Raw genomic sequence first — 18,293 nt, 5'->3', positions numbered from 1 at the left:
AATGGGTATTTCGACTAAAGAGTGGACGCCGACTTTGACGGAAAAAGAGACCGTGATGTTTGATCTGAAAGGGTATATTCTCTTTCCGGCTGTTTTGAGCGAGGATGAGATGGCGCCGATTGTGGAACAGTGTGAGAAATTGCGTACCGATAAAGAGTCTCTACCGCCCGAGGCGCGTTGTTTGCCAGGTGGTCCAGCGTCGAAATTGATCGATCATCCGGCGATTATGCGGGTGTTGCATACGGTTATTGACGATGAGACTGAGAAGATCCGCCTGGAGGGCGCATTTGTGTCTTATCGCTTTAAGGGAGATAATCACAGGGGATGGACGCCGCATGCCGGGGGTAAGTCCGTGAATCCCAATTATAGCTATCAGTACCACGATGGGCGGATTTATTCCGGGATGACGAGGGTGGTTTGGGAATTAAATGGCGTGGAGAAGGGCAAAGGGGGGACGGCGTTTATTCCGGGGAGCCACAAGTCCAATTACCGGAAAAAGCTGCCTTTGTTCGACGATCCCGATTCGGGGGTGTGGGATACGTATGGCTGTCCGCCGGGGTCTCTGCTGGTTTTTTCCGAGGCTGTGCGCCATACGTCTTGTGTATGGACGCAGGATGTGCCGCGGATGGCTCTGTTTTACGCTTATAATCACATCAATGTGCGACATCACAAACCCGGTTTTACAGAAGAGATGCTCAATTCACTTTCGCCAGAACACCGTCGGTTTTTCAGTGAGGTGTATCATCCGCAATTTGATGGCGATGAATGGAAAAGGCGTCTGAATCGTTGAGTATATACGGGGAAAGCACTGGCGAGACGGGATGGGTTGTTGTAAATTGTGCGAGAGTGTTGTCTTTCATGTTTTTATAGGGAGTGCGTAATGGCAAATAAGGTGACGATTTTTGGTGCGGGTAGCGTGGTGTTTTCGCTCGGGCTGGTGAAGGATTTATGTCTGACAAAGGAGTTGAATGGCAGCCACGTTTGTTTTATGGATATCAATGAGGATGTGCTCGATGTGATTTACGAACTCGGGCGGCGGTATGCCGAAGATTTGAGCGCGGATATGACGTTTGAGAAGACGACTGATAGAGAGGCCGCGTTGAAGGATGCCGATTTTGTGATAAATACGGCGACGGTGACGCACAATGAGTATTTTATGCAGCGGCGGCGCAAGATGACGGCGAAGCTCGGGTATTTTTACGATAAAACCGGGATGCCCGAGTATTACAATTTGCAACTGATGCTGGATGTGGCGAGAGATATGGAAAAGCTGTGTCCCGATGCGTGGATTTTACTGGCGGGTAATCCGGTATTTGACGGGACGACATTGATGACGCGGGAGACGGGGATTAAGGTGTGCGGATTGTGTCACGGGCATTATGGGTACGCGGGTGTGGCGCGCACATTGGGATTGGACCCGGATGAGGTGACGTGGCAGGCACCGGGGTTGAATCACAATATCTGGATGACGGATTTTATCTTTGAGAATGAGGATATGTATCCGAAGTTGGATCGATGGATTGCTGAGGAGAGCGAGGCGTATTGGGAGCGGTTGGCCCGAGAGGGCAAGGCGATTCCCACGCAGATGTCGCGTGCATCGATTCATCAATACAGGATGTATGGTTTGATGCCTATTGGCGATACACCCCGGCGGGGCGGCTGGTGGTATCACACGGATCTGGATGCGCGGCAATACTGGTACGATCCCAATGGCGGTAAAGACACGCCGGCTGGGCGCGATGCGGTGCTGGCGGGCAAGGCAGAAAAATACGAGCAGATGAAGGCGGCGGCTTATGATGAGAAAATTCGGCCGATTGATTTGTTTGGCGATCAGATGACGCACGAGCAGCATATTCCGATTATGAATGGGCTGGTGAACAATGTGGAAGGTCAGTTTCAGGTGAATGTGCCCAATTGCGGCGTTTTGCCGGGTATTCCCGACGATGTGGCAGTGGAAGTGCCCGCGATTGTAAATAAAAAGGGCATTCAGCCTTTGCGCGTGCCGCCATTGCCTAAGAAAATTATGCTGGAGTGCATTTATCCCGATTGGCTCAGTATGGAGCGCACGCTCGAAGCGGTTTTGTCGGGCGATAAGTCGATGATGCTATTTGGCGTGCTCGAAAGTAAGGAGACAAAGTCTTACGAGCACGGGTTAGAGGTGCTGGACGCGTTGTTTAATATTGAACCCAATGAGCCGATGAAATACGTGGAAGATATCAACGCGCATTTTGACTGGCCGAAAAATTGGGCGTAGGGCATCTGCAAAGGCTAAAAGGAAGGATCCGCATTGAAGTATCCACAGGGTCACACAAGAGCCGCTTGGCGGCCCGTGGGGCCGGACGCGTGCGCCGATCCGCTCGGCGCCCTGGCTCGGGCGGAGATACCGGCGATTCTGTTGCCCCAGGTCTGTACGCCAGCCGATTGCCAGCGGCTGATGGAACGCTTTGCCGAGCGCGGGTTGCTGCGCGCTGCGGGCGACGAGCGCACGCGCATCGACATTGGCACCAGCCTGGGCAACTTGGGCGGCGACCAAGAGGCGTTCTTGGCAGATGCGGAGGAGACGCACGCGCTTTTTGCTACCCTTTTTGCGGGTTTGCTCGACCCGGTGCAACTGCTCTATCGGCACTTGCAGGCGTTGGCTTCCAATAAGGAGGTTAAGACGGCGCGCGAACGCGCCGGGCGCTTGTACGGCCCGGCCATCTTTCGCATCCACTACGAGACCCACGCCTATAGTCCGCACATCGACCACATCGTTCTGCGCGAAAAGCGGTTCAACTACGAGGTGGCGCGCTTTACCCACCAATTTGCCGGTGTGCTGTGTGTGCAGAACGCGGATTCTGCAGGGCCTGGGGTGCAGGCTGTTTTGCATCGCTGTCTGTGGACCGAGGAGATACAGCCGTATATCGCCGAGGGCCGTTTTCACGAATATGCGGCCGCGCATGGCGTGGCGCACTGCGAGGTCGCGCTCGACCCGGGCGATTTGTATTTCTTCAATACGCGCTGCATCCACGAGGTCCCTGCGGTGCAGGGGGACGATCCGCGGGTGGTGCTCGCCGTCTTCATTGGCTATGCCGAAGACGGCGACGAAATCTACGTGTGGTCTTAACCCGTGTTGCCGTTTACGCACATCGTCCGCGCCCTGCCAGCGACCGTTCCCTTTGTGCCGCCCGAGGCATTGGAGCGGGAACAAGAGCAGCCGCTCGCCCTGCGAGTTGGTGCTAACGAGAGCAATTTTGGTATCTCGCCGCGTGCGCGGCAGGCCATGGTAGAGGCGGTGGAGCAAGTGCATTGGTACAACGATCCAGAGGGATACGAGCTGCGCTCGGCGTTGGCGGTGCGGCACGGGGTGGCGCAGGAAGAGGTCGTCCTGGGTGCGGGGATTGACGAACTGTTGGGGCTTTTGGTGCGCCTTTTTGCCGAGCCGGGTGACGCAGTGGTGACGTCGCTGGGGGCCTATCCCACGTTTAACTACCACGTCGAGGGGCACGGGGCGGTGTTGCACAAGGTGCCCTATCGCGCGGATCGGGAGGACTTGCAAGCCCTGTTGGACAAGGTGCGGCAAGTGCGCCCCAAGCTGATCTATGTGGCCAATCCCGACAACCCCATGGGCACCTATCAGCGAGCCGACGAGTTGCGGGATTTTATCGCGGGGTTGCCGCCGGATTGTGTGTTGCTGCTCGACGAGGCGTATATCGACTTCGCGCCGGAGGATGCCCTGTTGCCGCTGGAAGTGGAACGGGCACAGGTGGTGCGGTTGCGGACGTTTTCCAAGGCGCACGGCATGGCTGGGGCCAGGGTCGGCTACGCGCTGGCACACCGCGATGTGGTGGCCGCGCTCGACAAGGTGCGCAATCACTTTGGCGTCAATCGCATCGCCCAGGCCGGGGCACTTGCTTCGCTGGGCGACGATGCGTTCGTGCGTTCGGTGGTGCGGCAAGTAGAGGAAGGCCGACGGGAATACGCGGTGCTGGCGGCGGAATTGGGGCTGCAAACGGTGCCTTCGGCGACTAATTTTGTGGCCCTCGACGTGGGTAGTGGCGCGCGAGCGCGGCGGCTGATGCAGATGCTTTTGCAGCACGGGGTCTTCGTGCGGATGCCGGGCGTGGCTCCGCTCGACCGCTGCATTCGCGTGACCGTGGGGCCATCCGCCGAGCGGCAAGCCTTTGCGAAGGTGTTGGGTGCGGTGTTGCCGCAATTAGATATTGGAGACGAAATCTTCTGTTGACAGCATTTCAAGGGTTCTTCCGCACATTTTCACGATAAAGGAGATCTGTTGTGAAATACGGTATTCGAGATAATATGTTAAAAGCACCGCTGGAAGCGGTATTTTCAGTGGCGAAGGATATTGGGTTTGATGGGGTGGAGTTTTGTGTTGGGCGAGACTATGGGGAAAATATTTTGTGGGAGGATGGTGGGGCAGAGAAGCTGAAGGGGTTGGCAGATGCGGCGGGTGTTGAGATTTCTTCACTGTCGCCAGGGGTGTTTTCGCAATTTCATCCCGCGTTGCCAGAAGCGGAAAAGTGCGCCGAGGGCGTTGAGATTTTGACGCATGTGATTGAGGCATGTGCGGCGGTTGATACGCGACATATTCTGGTGCCGATGTTTCCACGAGATATGGATGCGTGGCCGGATTCGACATGGGATCAACTGGTGGATGGGTTCAAAGCACTGGGAGATGTTGCGGAAGAACACGGCGTGATTTTGGACCTGGAGACGACGTTTAGCGCAGATCAACTGGTGATGATTTTGGATCGCGTGGGGTCTCCTGCGGTGAAGGTGTATCACGATACGGGCAATACGATGACGCGCGGACAGGATCCGGCTGAGGAAATTTTGAAGCTGGGTAGCGAGGGTGTGGGGATGATTCACGCGAAGGATACGGACCGACAGGCGCTGGGAGACGGGCGCGTGGATTTTGATTCGGTAGATGCGGCGATGCGCGAGATCGGTTACGATGGGTACATTGTTCTGGAGACGCCTTCGGGCGACGATCCAAATGCCGATCACGCGAAGAATCTGGCGTTTATCAAGAAGCTGGGGGTTTGAGTATAAGCTGGAACATTCGGAATTTCTGTTTGGTCAAATAAAAAAGGCCGTTAGCCTTCGAACTTTGGCGAGATCGGGCTAACGACCAGATAGCCGTATTAAGGATTTAGCAACCCGTTATACGACAAAAAGGATAGACTTTAACAATTTCACCTGTTTTTGTCAATATTGGGAGAGGAGGAGAATATCGACAATTAAACTTCTACGGAGTTGTACATCGCTTCAATAGAAATAACCCGTTGTGCTCCCTGGAAAGGAGGCAATATGATATGAACCATCGAGATATTGGATGCAGGAAACATGTTAAAAGGAGGAATACGTATGAATAGATATTTGATGTTGAAGGTGTGGCTGCTGGCATTGTTGATTGCGGTGCCGGTTTCTGCCCAGGAGGCTCGATACGGCGCTGGCGTGTTTTTTAACCGCAGTGTGCCCGTGCTGGGGTTTCACGATCGGTATTCGGCTTCTCAGGTATATGGTGCGGTGCTGGATTATCAGGTCAGTTCGCGCGCTACGATGGAGTTTGAATACCATCACCTGACAATGGATGACGGAAAGATCGAAGGTCTGGCGTTTACGTGGCCCATTGACAAGCAAAAATATTTGAGTCCAGATGCGGATTCTCGGTTTAATCTCAACAGCTTTTTGATCAATGCGCTGGCGTATCTGAATACCCGAAAGTCCGGCAGTGATTTGCAGCTTTTGCCTTATGTCGCTGTGGGTGCGGGGTTTTACGATTATCAGGATCGGATTACTGGTCTGATTTATCCGGGACAAAAAGAGGAGCCTTTGAATGCGGATCTGATGCTGGATGATCGAGAGGATGAACATACGGCTCTGGGGGCGAATTTTGGGTTGGGCATGACGGTGGTGCAGGGGCGATTCGGGCTGGATATCCGCGGGCGCTATCACATGATTCTGGGTGATTTGCGGCCGATGGAGGCGTGGAATCTGCCCGGGGTATTTCCCATTGCGATGTTCGATTTCAGGACGGCATTCAAATTGTACTGGTAGATCTCAAAGAGGAGAGGATTATGAAGCGGTTAATATTGGGATTTATTTTGTTGTTGCTGATGGATACATCGGCCATGGCGACAACAGCGGGTAAAATCACGGGTGTCATCACAGATGCCGCTACAGGTGAGTCCTTGCCGGGCGCGAATGTGGCGCTCGAAGGGACCCGCAAAGGAGCTACTACCGATGCCGAAGGCCGCTATTTGATTCTGGCTGTAGATCCCGGCATGTACACCCTTACGGCGACGATGGTGGGCTATGGCACAGAGAAGAAAGAAGCGGTGCAGGTGATTGTGGATTATACATCTACAGTAAATTTTGCACTGAAAGAAGCCAGTCTCGAATTGGCCGAGTTGGTTGTTGTTGCGGAGCGTCCGCCTGTGGAGCCAGATAAAACCACGAGCAAATACGTGGTTTCTTCGGCAGATATTCAGGCTGTGCCGCAGGTGAGATCAACATCGCAATTAATTGCATTGCAACCGGGTATGGCACTGGATGGCACCAACCGCATTCGCGGAAGTACGACGCGGTCGCAGACGGGTACGCAGGTGGGCTATTATATCGATGGGATTGAGGTCGATCGGAGCTTGCTCACAGGCGTGAATACCACGGCTATTCAGGAGTTGAGTGTGCTGACCGGTGGTATGAATGCGGAATTTGGCAATGCGGGTGCTGGTATTGTGAGTCTGGTGACAAGAGAGGGCCGGGGCGATTTCTCGGGTCGGGTGGAGTATAAGTTCACGCCTTCGGGGAAAAAACACTGGGGCAGAGACGTTTATGAAAGCCCCGGGTTTGAAGACAATGTGCAGTGGGACAATCCCGATTGGGTGAATGAAACATATATGGATCCGGGACCGGACCGCGTCCTGGGGACATCTGACGATGTCGAGCGCATGGCGCACGAGCGCATCGATTATACGGACAAGATCGGGCACCGCTTAGAGGGTACGCTGGGTGGGCCGCTCACACCCGATTTTTCGTATTTTGCCAGTGTGAGTTATGCCCGCAACCCGGCCAGGTTCCCGGCGGCTGAACAGGTGTCGGACGATCCGCCGCGCATGCAGGGAACGTTGACGTATCGGCCCAGCGCAAATATCAAGGTTAAAGCTCTGGGGATGTATCAACGCTCGGATCAGTTTCAGGGATCGACGCGTAATAATGCACAAAATATTTTTTTTCCAGAAGATTTTTCAGCTTCGGGCACTTATACATTGTCGCGGCAACTCCAGGTGTTGACGCTGACGCATACATTGGGCGAAAATACGTATTACGATCTGAGATTTTTCTACAACAAATACGATCGCGATGCGTTCGATGTGCCGGATGCCACCGAAGCCGTGCGCAAAGATAAGGCGGGTTTTTTCAATTTGCCCACGCTGTTGCGCGAATACACCGAAGAGGAAGATATAAAATACGGCATCAAGTACGATTTTGTGAGCCAGGTCAACAGGTCGCACTTGATTCAGACGGGATTGGTGCTCACGCAGCGGTCGTATCACCGCACGCGAGAAGATTTTGACAATACCAAGAGCCGCTTTCTCGAGTTTGTGGCCGATGGTTTTGAACTGGGCAAAAATGTGAAGCCGTGGACGCTGAACCTGTATGTTCAGGACAAGATTGAGTATGGGGGCCTGGTGGCCAACCTGGGTTTGCGCTGGGATTATTACAATTTTGGGCGCAATGGCTCGATGGGAGAGGCACTGGGCAAATCGCCGATGTACAGCACGTTTACGCGGGCGCGGTATGAAATGGATCATCTCGATAGTTCCACGCCAACGATGACGGCATTGAGTCCGCGTGTGGGTCTGTCACATCCGATTACAGACCGCCTGGCAGCGCACTATTTTATCGGTCGATCGAATGTCTTTCCCGTGCTTCTCGAAACCCATCGCAGGCAGTTCTCGAGTGAGGCTCCAGACAATGATCTCAACGGCAATGGCATGATCGATGAGACCGAAAAGTGGAATGCTATGGAAGTGCATACCACGGCGCGGCAGCCATCCGATGGCATGAAACCCCAGCGCACGACGAGTATGGAAATGGGGGTGGACTGGAATTTTGTGGCCGATTATACGGCGAGTATTACGGCGCACTATCGGCGCGACGAGGGGTTGTACGCCAGCAACAATATTTCTTATTGGGTAGATCCGCTCAGCGGTCAGTCTGCTCAGGTCAATGCCATACGCAATACCTATTGGCAAACAGCGCGCGGCCTCGAATTGTCGCTGAAGAAGACGTTTAGCAATAATTTCCAGTTTAATTTGTCCTACAATGCCGAATGGGTGCGCGATCCGGGCGGTATTCACTACGGCAAGCACTCTGCGAACTGGTATGTGCTTCCCGATGCTGATTTTATTAATGCCGGGCACTACTGGACCGATTGGGAAGTGCAACCCGATGGTTCGGAAAGACCCGTGCCACTCACGTCTGAGCAAGTGGCTGACATCAGCGCGAAAGCCGAGGCAAATATCGTGTCGTGGACCGAGCAGGCCGGAGCACAGGGACCGGGTGCTGGTCCGTGGCAGCCGCCTATTAAAACCAATGAGAACGGTATCTGGACAGCTTCAAATGGGCAGGTTTTTTCTGCTGAGCCTACCAGTGGACAGCGCAGGAATCAGTTGTCGCTTCAGTTGTATTATGCCACGCCGATGGCTTATGGTCCCAAAATGGGTGCGGTCAATCCATTTGGGGGGCTGCGCGTGAGCATGATCTACCGCATTTTCAGCGGCGCGCCGTTTGAATATGTTCCCCCGGTTGGTCCGCGGGAATTTCGCACCGGGACACCGGTGATGAAGACAGATCTGTACGCGGCCAAAGATTTTCGCGCCATTGGCAATTTGCGCCCCACGTTATTTGTGGAAGTGAGCAATTTGTTCAATGAAAAGAGTACGGAGAGCCGAAATTCTGATTTCACGTATATACAGTACGGGCTGCGGCTGCCGCCGCCAGATGATACCGAGTATTTGCTTTATGGCGATCCGAATGAAGCCACGCGTTACAGGTATCAGCCGCGCGAAGTGGAAATCGGTCTGGAAATTCAGTTTTAAAAATTGGAGGATAGTGATATGAACAGGAGATTTCAAGCTGCTGTCCTGATCCTGATAGTTGTCGGGTGGGCGTTTAATGCCTATTCCCTGGACACGCAGAATCTGCGGCAACTCACCCGCGGGCAACTCTGGACCGGATTTCGCAATGAAGGAACCCAGGGCGGTGTCTGGGACGACCGAAGTTCTCGCGGCGCACCCCGCTTGACGTATCCGGGCATGGGCAATGGCCTTATGCTCAATATGGCGGGTGCGGACTATATCGAGTATTTCGGCAAAAAGAACGGTTTTAGCTGGGCTGAACAAAAAAATGAGGCACAGAATTTGTCGGGAGGGGAAGGTATATGGGTGTTGACCAATGTCGGCGGCGAATACGGGGTATCGTATTCGGGACCGTGGACGCCTTCGGCAGATATCGCACCGATGTATTACGATATTGCCAACAGTCCCGAAGCCAACTGGGGATATCAGGTCGAAGTGCCACCCCATGGATTGGGTGCGGGAGCAATTATGCCCAACTGGTATCCCGGTGCTGCGTTGCAAACCGACGCGCCGAGAACTGGTGTGCCTTATGAGGTCCTTAACCATCGGTGGGGTCAGTACATGGATGCCGATAAGGACGACCGCGCAGAAGATATCGTTTTTAGCAGGTGGACGACCAAACACGGTGTTACGATCACGCGCAAAGCCATGGCCTGGAGTTATCAGGGGTTTGACGATTTCTTTATTCTGGAAGTGGAATTTGAGAACACGGGCGATTCCGATGGCGATGGTGTGGCCGATGTGAACGGCGGTGCTGGACATAACCTGACCGGGGCGTATTTCTCATTTGTTCAGGGCTTTACGGTGAGCATGTCGGGCGAGGGCAATTGGAATAGCATCGGATCTGGCATGCCCGGATCGTATCAGCCACAAGACGATCAATATCGCTATACGGGTGCGCCGAATTACGACGGTCCTGCTGAATACGTCGATTTGAAGATGAACTACCAGTGGGATGGCGACAGTATCCAGCGTGCTGAAGAGGACACCGGGCAACCCGTTTATATTGAAAGCGTACACGGCAATGCGAAGAGGTTACCGGGCGGTGTGTTTGACGGGCAAATGAGATCGCCGCAGTACGTGGGCGTTGCGCCATTGGCCTATCGCGATGGTGGACCGTCGCATGTGTTCAATGCCAATGATCAGGGCAAATACGTGAATCCGGTGGGCGAACAACCCAGAACGTCAAAGTGGTGGGAAACGCGCGATTTCTGGGGTTTGAATACGGATTTGCCGAATTTGCAGAGCGATTCAGAGCAGGGCATTTACGAAACTTTTTCGGGAACAACGGATGCCAATCCAACTACCGTCAACGCGATGGCCAATGCACTCACTTTTGGGCCGTATAATCTGGCTATGGGCGAGAAGGCCAAGATCGTGGTGGCTTATGTCGCCGGGACAGGCGCGCAGGCGATATCCCGCGAGGGCCAGTCTGCGTATGCTGTGGATGTGCAGACATTTTGTTTGAAAGATATTCCACTGCCCGTAGAAGAACGATTGGCGCGGTTGAGCAAGGGCGAAGCCGCTCTTGTGGCGCATTTGAAGGCCGCGCAATTTGCGTACGACAATATGTACGATTTGCCCGATTATCCACCCGATGTGAAGTTTGCGCCTGGGGTGAATCAGGATGCCGAGATTACATTGACGTGGAACGACGATGCCGAATCGTCGGTAAACCCCGATTTTGGCGATGCCGATGTGGTGGGATATCGCGTGTTCCGGTCCGCTTATCAGGAATTTGGACCGTGGGAGCAGGTCGGTACAGTCACTGCCGGTACCTCCGGATCGACATGGGACTATTCGGGTGGTCAATACGTATGGCGCGATAATACGGCGGTTGCCGGGTTCCGATATTTTTACAATGTGCGGGCTTTTGCCAAGTCTCGCGACTCGTGGAGCAATGGCATGTCGAGCATGGGCGATTTGCCCGAAGAAGTGCAGGGTCATTTACAGGCTGGACTCGAAGGTGGATATTCTGCCCCCGAGCAGCGCGTGAATCTGGATCTCAGTCCGTTTCAGCCGGGTCTGGTGCCGTCATGGCCGGAAAAGCGCGTGCGCGTGGTGCCCAATCCGTTCAGTTTGTCGGAATCGGGTTATAATTACCAGAGTTCAAAAAAGATCCGCTTTCTGGGATTGCCTCCCAAAAGCCGCGTGCTGATCTTCAATGTGGCGGGCGATATTGTGGGTGAAATCCTGCACGACGATGCCAGTTCAGGAGAAGCATCGTGGTTCCAAATTGAACGCAATGTGACTTCGCCCGATGTGGCCAGCGGGATTTATTTTTACGTCGTTGAATCGCTGACGCCCGAAAGTATGGGGCAAACGGTGACGGGGACGTTTTACATTTTGAGATAGGGAGCCTGACATGAATAAACGAATATTGTTGGTGCTGATGATAGGGGTCGGGCTGATGACAGGACCGGCCTTTGCCCAGTCGGATTTTGGCGAATACGGTACGATTTTGCCGGTGAAGGGGCAGTCGTCGCTGGCATTTCTCAAAATCGGTGCGTCGCCCCGTGCCGTGGCTATGGGCGAAGCCTTTGTCGCGATGAACGGCGGTATTGATGCGTCTTTTTACAATCCCGGTGCGCTGGGATTTGTTTCGGGCGGTGAATACGCGCTGTCCTACACGCGCTGGCTGGTCAATTCGGGATTGTATTCGGGGGCGTTGGCTTATAAATGGGGCGGCAATACGTTTGGCGTTTCAATTGTGAGCTTTGTGCCCGAAGAGGTGGAGGAAACGACGATCTTTCAGGCCACAGGTACCGGGCGCATGATCCAGGGCGGCGATACGGCCATCGGGTTCATATTCGCGCGTCAGATGACCGATAAAGTGTCCTGGGGTGTGCAGGCGCGGTGGGTGCAGGAAGATCTGGTGCTCAAGACGACGAGTACATTTCAGTTTGATCTGGGCATTTCGGCATATACGGGCTATCGCAGTTTGCGTATTGCCGCTGCCGCGCGCAATGTGGGTGCCGATATTACTGTGGAAACCGAGCAGTATTCACCGCCGATCAATTTCAATTTTGGCCTGGCAGGTGAGGTCTATGGCGAACAGGGCGATCCGACGTATTTGACGCTTGCGGCCGAGACCATTATGGCTACTGATTACGGCCAGCGATGGAATTTTGGCGGTGAGCTTTGGATTTCCAATATGCTCGCATTGCGCGGTGGATATAAGGTTAACTACGACGTGGAGGATTACAGTTTGGGCGCTGGCCTGAAGTACGATTTTGGTGGGCGAGATATCCGCGTGGATCTGTCGTATAGCGATGGCGGCGTGTATTTCGATGCGCCGTTGCGCCTGGCTGTTAGTGGGTCGTTTTGATAGCGGTCTGTGAGTGGATCGCTGAGAGATCCTGAACCACAACGGGTGTGTGCAGGGGATGGATGCCTTGCACACACTTTCTTTTTGAGGTACATTGCGCGGGACATTCCTCCTGCATTTTTGAGAGATAGCGATGGCCGAGTTGAAAGCGATGGATCGGGACTTGCACCCGGAGAGCAAACACCTGAGCGTGACCACACGCGCTTTTTGCGTGGGGATTGCGGTGACGTTGCTGGTGAATTTGTTGCCCGCTTATTCGGCGTATATCGTGCATTCGTCGCGTATGGTTTTTGCCCATTTGCCGATGGCGACTATGGTGGTTTTTACGGTGCTGGCGTGGCCGTTGAATGTTCTGGTGGCGCGGGTAAAGCCGCAGTGGGCGCTGTCGCAGGGCGAGATGGTGGTGGTTTTTTCGATGGGGTGGATTGCCGGGGCTGTGCCAGCGGCGAATTTTATGGGTTTGTTTATCGGGGGGATTGCCGCGCCTTATTATTACGCGTCGCCGGAGAATCAGTGGGGCGATTATTTGTTGGATGGGTTGCCGCAGTGGGCTGCGCCGCCCAATCACGCCAATCAGATGACGTATTTTTTTGAGGGCAAGCCTCCTGGCGTTGATATTCCCTGGGATGCGTGGATGACGCCGCTTGTGTGGTGGGGTGTTTTTCTCATTGCACTGGCGCTGGTGAGCGTGGCGTTGATGGCTGTGTTGCGTCGGCAGTGGGTGGATCGAGAACGCCTGCCTTTTCCCCTGGCTGAAGCACCGCTGACGATGTTGGAAGAGGTCGAGGCTGGAAAATACAGGCTCCTGCATTCTCGCTTGTTCTGGGTTGGGCTGACCATTCCCGTGGTTGTGGTGGTGTGGAATATCGTGGGTTATTTTTGGCATACTTTTCCGCCTATTCCGTTGATGGACAGATGGGCGTTGCCACTTGGGCGAGGATTTCCGAGTGTTACGATCAAATTGAATTTTTTTGTGCTGGGGTTCGCGTTTTTTACCAATCTCGATGTGTTGTTCAGTTTGTGGTTTTTCTACGCGCTGGGCATTGTGCAAACCGGCGTTTTTGATCGATTGGGATATACTATTGGGGCGTCCGATATCTGGGGGTCTCGCGGTGGCGCTGCGTTGGGCTGGCAGGCGATGGGGGCTTTTTTTGCGTTTACGGCGTTGAGTATGTGGATGGCGCGTGCGCATTTGCGAGATGTGTGGCGCAAGGCGATGCGCGGCGATGATGATGTTGATGATTCGGATGAGTTGTTGTCTTATCGGGCGGCGGTGTGGGGTATTATTGTGGGGGCGGCTTTTCTGTTTTTCTGGTTGTGGCATTCGGGCATGTCCACGCTGGTAGCAGGTGTTTTTCTTTTTGCGCTGATTTTGATGACGGTGGGGGTGACGCGGTTTGTGGCCGAGTCGGGTCTGGCTTATGCGCGGATGCCTATTACGCCGCAGAGTTTTACTTTTTATACGATTGGTATTCGGCAGATGGATACCAATAGTGCCGCGTCTCTGGCGCTGTCTTATTCGACGTTTGGTCTGGGCAATACTTTTGGCGCTTCTACGCTGGCACATATCGCGCAGATGGGCGCGAGGCTCAAGCTCAAGACCCGGTCGCTGTTCTGGACAACGATGTGCGCCCTGGTGGTGTCGATGGTTATTTCGGCGGTGTTCACGCTGTATCTGGGGTATATGTACGGGGCGTACAATTTTAATGTTTATACGTTTAATTCCGGGAATGTGGTGATTTTTAGCAATGTGGTGAAGAAATTGCAAAATCCCTTTGGCATCAGTCTGGACAGGCTGATGTTTTTTGGTATTGGCGCGGGTCTCACTGTTTTGTGTAGTTTTTTGCGCTATCGGTTTTTGAGGTGGCCGTTGAGTCCCATTGGATTGACGGTGTTTACAACGGGTATTTTGCAGCGGCAGGTGTTTACGGTTTTTGTGGCGTGGATGGTTAAGTCCGTCTTGTTAAAAATTGGCGGTATTGGTCTTTATCGCCAATCTCTGCCTTTGTTTATGGGGCTGATGCTCGGTTATGTTCTGGGCATTGGGTTGATTTTTATTGTGGATGTGTTGTTTTTCTTTGGGCAAGGGCATCTTGTGCATCATTGGTGAGAGAAGTGTGATCCGCAGATGACGCAGATGAACGCAGATGAAAAAGAGGGGCTGAGGGTTGGGACTGACAACTGACCGCTAATTGGAGAACGCTCTATGAGTGAAACATCGGTTGAATACGTTGTGATTGGATGTTATTTGGCCGTGCTGGTTGGGGTGGGGATGGTGTTTCGCCGTTTTAATGAAAATGTGAGTGACTATTTTCGAAACGGTTGTAAGGGCACCTGGTGGCTGGTGGGGTCGAGTGCGTTTATGACGGCGTTTAGTGCGTGGACTTTTTCGGGCGCGGCGGGTGCGGCGTATGAAGCGGGCTGGAGTGTGCTGGTGATTTATCTGGCAAATTCAGTGGGTTTTGCGATTAACGGTTTGTTTTTAGCCAAATGGTTTCGACAGATCCGGGCGATTACGGGGCCGGAGGTTATTCGCCTGCGCTTTGGCATTTCGACACAACAATTTTACGCGTGGATGTCGTTTGTGATGCAAACCCTGTATTCGTCGCTGCATCTTCTGGGGTTGGCGATTTTCTGTTCGGCGGTGTTTGGATATAAAATTGAGCAGGTGATCGTGGTGGTGGGTGCGGTGGTGTTGGTCTATTCGCTAATTGGGGGTAGCTGGGCGGTGACGGCTACGGATTTTCTGCAGACGCTTATCCTCATTCCCATTACTATTCTGGTGGGGGTGTTGTGTCTGGTGAAGCTCGGCGGTGTGGGTGCTTTGTTTCAGGGCATTCAGAATATGGGGTTGTCGTCGGCTTATGGTGTGTTTAACGCACCTGACCAGTTTCCGCTGCGGGCTTATACGTATGCGTGGGCCATCGCGATGTTGCTGAAGAATGTGATTGGCTACAATACGCTTACGTCGGCGCAGCGGTATTTTCTGGTGAAGGATGGGCACGAGGCGCAAAAGGCGGCGTGGCTGGGCTTTGTGCTGATGACGGCGGGTGCTTTTATCTGGTTTATTCCGCCGATGACTGCGCGGCTTTTGTTTCACGCCGAGGTGATGGCGGTCGATATTCCCAAGGCTGCGGAAGCTGCGTATGCTATTGCGAGTTTGAATGTGTTGCCGCTGGGTATGACGGGGCTGATGGTGGTGGCGATGTTTGCGGCGACGATGAGTTCGATGGATTCGGGGTTGAACCGCAATGCGGCTATTTTTACGAATGATATTTATCCGACGCTGTGCCGGTTGTTTGGGAGAGTGGCTATGCAGGGCAAGAGCCTGATGCGGTTGGGGCAGGTGTTTTCAGCGGTGTTTGGTGTGTGTATTGTGAGTATTGCCACGTATTTTGCGAATACAGAGGGCAGAGGGGTGTTTGAACATATGTTGAATATCGGCGCATTGCTGGCTCTGCCGATGGCTGTGCCTGCGTTGATGGGGCTGTTTATTCGCACGTCGCCGAGTTGGGCGGCGATTGTGACGGTGTGTGTGACGCTGATTCCATCGGCATTCGGGTTTTTCAGTGCAGAGCTCTTTGGCGAGACCTGGTCATTTCAGCAGAAGGTGTTTGTCAATCTCACTGTGGGGATAGTGGTTTATTTGTTGACGATGCCGTTCTGGAATCGCACGCCGGAAGTTTATAAGAGGCAGGCGCAGGACTTTTTTGATCGCATGCTGACACCGGTTGATTTTGAGAAGGAGATCGGCATACCAAATGATTTGCGCCAGCTCAAGATTATCGGTAGTTTTGCTGCGGTTATTGGCGGGGTGATTTGTATGCTCGTCTTGTTGCCCAATCCTCTGATCGGACGTCTGGGGATTTTGTTTGTGGGCGGTTTTGTGCTGGGCGTTGGCGGTGTGTTTATATGGTTGGGAAAGCGCAGTGAGTTGGAGACCTCGCGGATTGAGGCGGCGGATTGATCTTAACAGTTTCTTAAGGAGGCATTGGTGAAAGCAGCACACGTTGTCGCTCATCGGCAGATTGAGATGTTTGAGGCCGATGAGCCGAATATTGAGGATTTTCCAGGGGGATCGATAAAGGTTAAGGCGCATATGACCGCGATTTGTGGGTCGGATTCGCCAAAGTTTGTATTGAAATATCCGGACGCGGTGTATCCGATGAATATCGGGACTTCGATTCACGAGTGTATTGGCACGGTGGTTGCGTCGTCGTCGGATCGGTTTCAACCCGGGGATTTTGTGCAGGCGCGGCCCACGGCGGGTATTGGTGGGCTGGCTGAGTATTATATTTCGAGTGAAAGAGTGGGGGTGCATCTCGCGGATTATAAACCGCTGGATGAATTGTTGATGTCACAGCCTCTGGGGACAGTGATTTGGGCGTGTCGCAAATTGGGTAATATTCTCAATTGGGATGCCGTGGTGGTGGGGCAGGGGCCAATGGGTTTGTTGATGACGCACTTGCTGAGCAATTTGGGGGCGAAGACTGTTGTGGCTGTGGATACGGTCGATTTTCGTCTCGAGGCAGCCAAAAAGATGCGGGCGACCCATGTGGTGAATTCCGATAGGGAAGATGTGGTGGGTGTTGTGAGAGATATTACGGATGGGCGCATGGCCGATCTGGTGGTGGAGATTGTGGGGCACAATCAGGATACGGTCAATTTGTGTCTGAATTTAACCAAACGTCTGGGTACGGTCCTAGCGTTTGGCGTGCCCGATGACGATGTGTATGCGTTTAATTATCGCGAATTTTTCAGTAAGAATGTGACGTTGGTCGGCTCTGTGGGGCCAGATTCGCTGAATGATTATCCCCTGGCTATGGATATGATCACACAGGGACGCATTGATGTCTCGCCGATTATTACACACCATTTGCCGTTTACAGAGGTGCAAAAGGGGTTTGAATTGTTTATCGATCATCGCGACGAGGCGATTAAGGTTGTGCTGGATTATGAATAGGAGGTTGCCATGCAGATGACCAAAGCTCAAAAGCAGCAGTTTTTCGAAGAGGGATATGTGCTTGTGCGAGGTGCTGTGCCAAAGTTGATGGCCGATCAAGCGCGCAAGGCTATTAATCGGCATATGCGTTATCGCGTGATGCAACAGGGACAAAATCCGGGGTTGAGCAATGAGCCGGTGATTACAGATTTGTTTAATAGATCGCCGCTTTGGGGTCTGTGCGAGTCAGTTGTGGGAGAGGGGCAGTTGATTCCGCCGCAGGGAGGCAATGTGAAGCTCAATTTTCCCGATGCAGAGGAGCGTCCGCTGACGCGAGGGCATCTGGATTTGGGTGGGAAGCTGAAGGATGGGTTGCTGAGTCGCGGTATGACGCTGCTGGTTGTGATTCTGGTTCACGATGTTCCGCGACCATTTATGGGCAATTTCTGTTTTTGGCCGGGGTCTCATCGCGCTTATGAGGCGGCGTTTCAAAAAGATCCCAATTATGTGGAGACAGCAAAGGCCAATCGCCGGATTCCCGATATCGATTTGCCGCATGGTCCGATTCAGTTTATGGGCGAAGCGGGCGATGCCGTGATCTGCCATCACCAGATGTATCACAATGGGGGCCCAAATCATTCGCCCGATATCCGTTATGCCGTGATTTTCAGACCCCGACACGTCAACTCGAGAGAAAATAGCACGGATGCTATGGCCGATATCTGGCGCGAGTTTGAAGGGTTGAATGATCTCAAAGAAGAGGCTATGGCGGTTTAGAGATTTGGTTCATCCAGCCTGATGGATAAAAGGTTCCCCCCGATGACAAGAACCCAAGGGGTTCTCTCCATTATGGAGTAGTCGGGGGGGTCATTTTTTC

The 18,293-nt window shown here is 53.4% G+C and carries 13 protein-coding genes; all 13 read left to right on the top strand.

Features of this window, described 5'->3' with window-relative positions; all coding sequences use genetic code 11:
• Position 1 precedes the first annotated feature (1 nt).
• The 13 genes from OXH16_13725 to OXH16_13665 all read left to right on the top strand — a co-directional run bounded on the left by OXH16_13725 (position 2) and on the right by OXH16_13665 (position 18,193).
• On the top strand, positions 2 to 790 hold the full coding sequence (locus OXH16_13725) for a phytanoyl-CoA dioxygenase family protein (GenBank protein MCY3682454.1): 789 nt from the start codon (positions 2 to 4) through the stop codon (positions 788 to 790).
• Positions 791 to 880: 90 nt separating this feature from the next.
• Positions 881 to 2,254 (top strand): alpha-glucosidase/alpha-galactosidase, encoded by a 1,374-nt coding sequence (locus OXH16_13720; protein ID MCY3682453.1) that lies wholly within the window; start codon positions 881 to 883, stop codon positions 2,252 to 2,254.
• A 33-nt stretch (positions 2,255 to 2,287) separates the two neighbouring features.
• The gene (locus OXH16_13715; GenBank protein ID MCY3682452.1) at positions 2,288 to 3,106 is read left to right on the top strand and encodes a hypothetical protein; all 819 of its coding nucleotides are present in this window, start codon (positions 2,288 to 2,290) and stop codon (positions 3,104 to 3,106) included.
• 6 nt (positions 3,107 to 3,112) lie between these two features.
• A complete protein-coding gene (locus tag OXH16_13710; protein ID MCY3682451.1) occupies positions 3,113 to 4,225 on the top strand; it encodes a pyridoxal phosphate-dependent aminotransferase in 1,113 nt (370 codons plus the stop codon).
• A 50-nt stretch (positions 4,226 to 4,275) separates the two neighbouring features.
• Positions 4,276 to 5,046: a sugar phosphate isomerase/epimerase gene (locus OXH16_13705; protein ID MCY3682450.1), complete on the top strand. Its 771-nt coding sequence runs from the start codon at positions 4,276 to 4,278 to the stop codon at positions 5,044 to 5,046.
• A gap of 321 nt (positions 5,047 to 5,367) precedes the next feature.
• Positions 5,368 to 6,060, top strand: coding sequence for an outer membrane beta-barrel protein (locus OXH16_13700; protein ID MCY3682449.1), 693 nt, complete (start codon positions 5,368 to 5,370; stop codon positions 6,058 to 6,060).
• Positions 6,061 to 6,080: 20 nt separating this feature from the next.
• Positions 6,081 to 9,107, top strand: coding sequence for a TonB-dependent receptor (locus tag OXH16_13695; GenBank protein MCY3682448.1), 3,027 nt, complete (start codon positions 6,081 to 6,083; stop codon positions 9,105 to 9,107).
• Between the two features lie 18 nt (positions 9,108 to 9,125).
• The gene (locus OXH16_13690; GenBank protein ID MCY3682447.1) at positions 9,126 to 11,501 is read left to right on the top strand and encodes a hypothetical protein; all 2,376 of its coding nucleotides are present in this window, start codon (positions 9,126 to 9,128) and stop codon (positions 11,499 to 11,501) included.
• Positions 11,502 to 11,511: 10 nt separating this feature from the next.
• Positions 11,512 to 12,474, top strand: a complete 963-nt coding sequence (locus OXH16_13685; GenBank protein ID MCY3682446.1) for a PorV/PorQ family protein — start codon at positions 11,512 to 11,514, stop codon at positions 12,472 to 12,474.
• A 133-nt stretch (positions 12,475 to 12,607) separates the two neighbouring features.
• Positions 12,608 to 14,584, top strand: coding sequence for a hypothetical protein (locus OXH16_13680; GenBank protein MCY3682445.1), 1,977 nt, complete (start codon positions 12,608 to 12,610; stop codon positions 14,582 to 14,584).
• A 96-nt stretch (positions 14,585 to 14,680) separates the two neighbouring features.
• A complete protein-coding gene (locus tag OXH16_13675; GenBank protein ID MCY3682444.1) occupies positions 14,681 to 16,441 on the top strand; it encodes a hypothetical protein in 1,761 nt (586 codons plus the stop codon).
• Positions 16,442 to 16,468: 27 nt separating this feature from the next.
• Entirely contained in the window at positions 16,469 to 17,437 is a 969-nt protein-coding gene (locus OXH16_13670) for a zinc-binding dehydrogenase (protein ID MCY3682443.1), read from the top strand.
• Positions 17,438 to 17,446: 9 nt separating this feature from the next.
• Entirely contained in the window at positions 17,447 to 18,193 is a 747-nt protein-coding gene (locus tag OXH16_13665; GenBank protein MCY3682442.1) for a phytanoyl-CoA dioxygenase family protein, read from the top strand.
• Positions 18,194 to 18,293: the final 100 nt, after the last annotated feature.

This window comes from Gemmatimonadota bacterium, from assembly GCA_026705765.1.
Lineage (GTDB): Bacteria > Latescibacterota > UBA2968 > UBA2968 > UBA2968 > VXRD01.
Note: the sequence above shows the minus strand (reverse complement) of the source record. Positions and strands in the feature narration are given on the sequence as shown.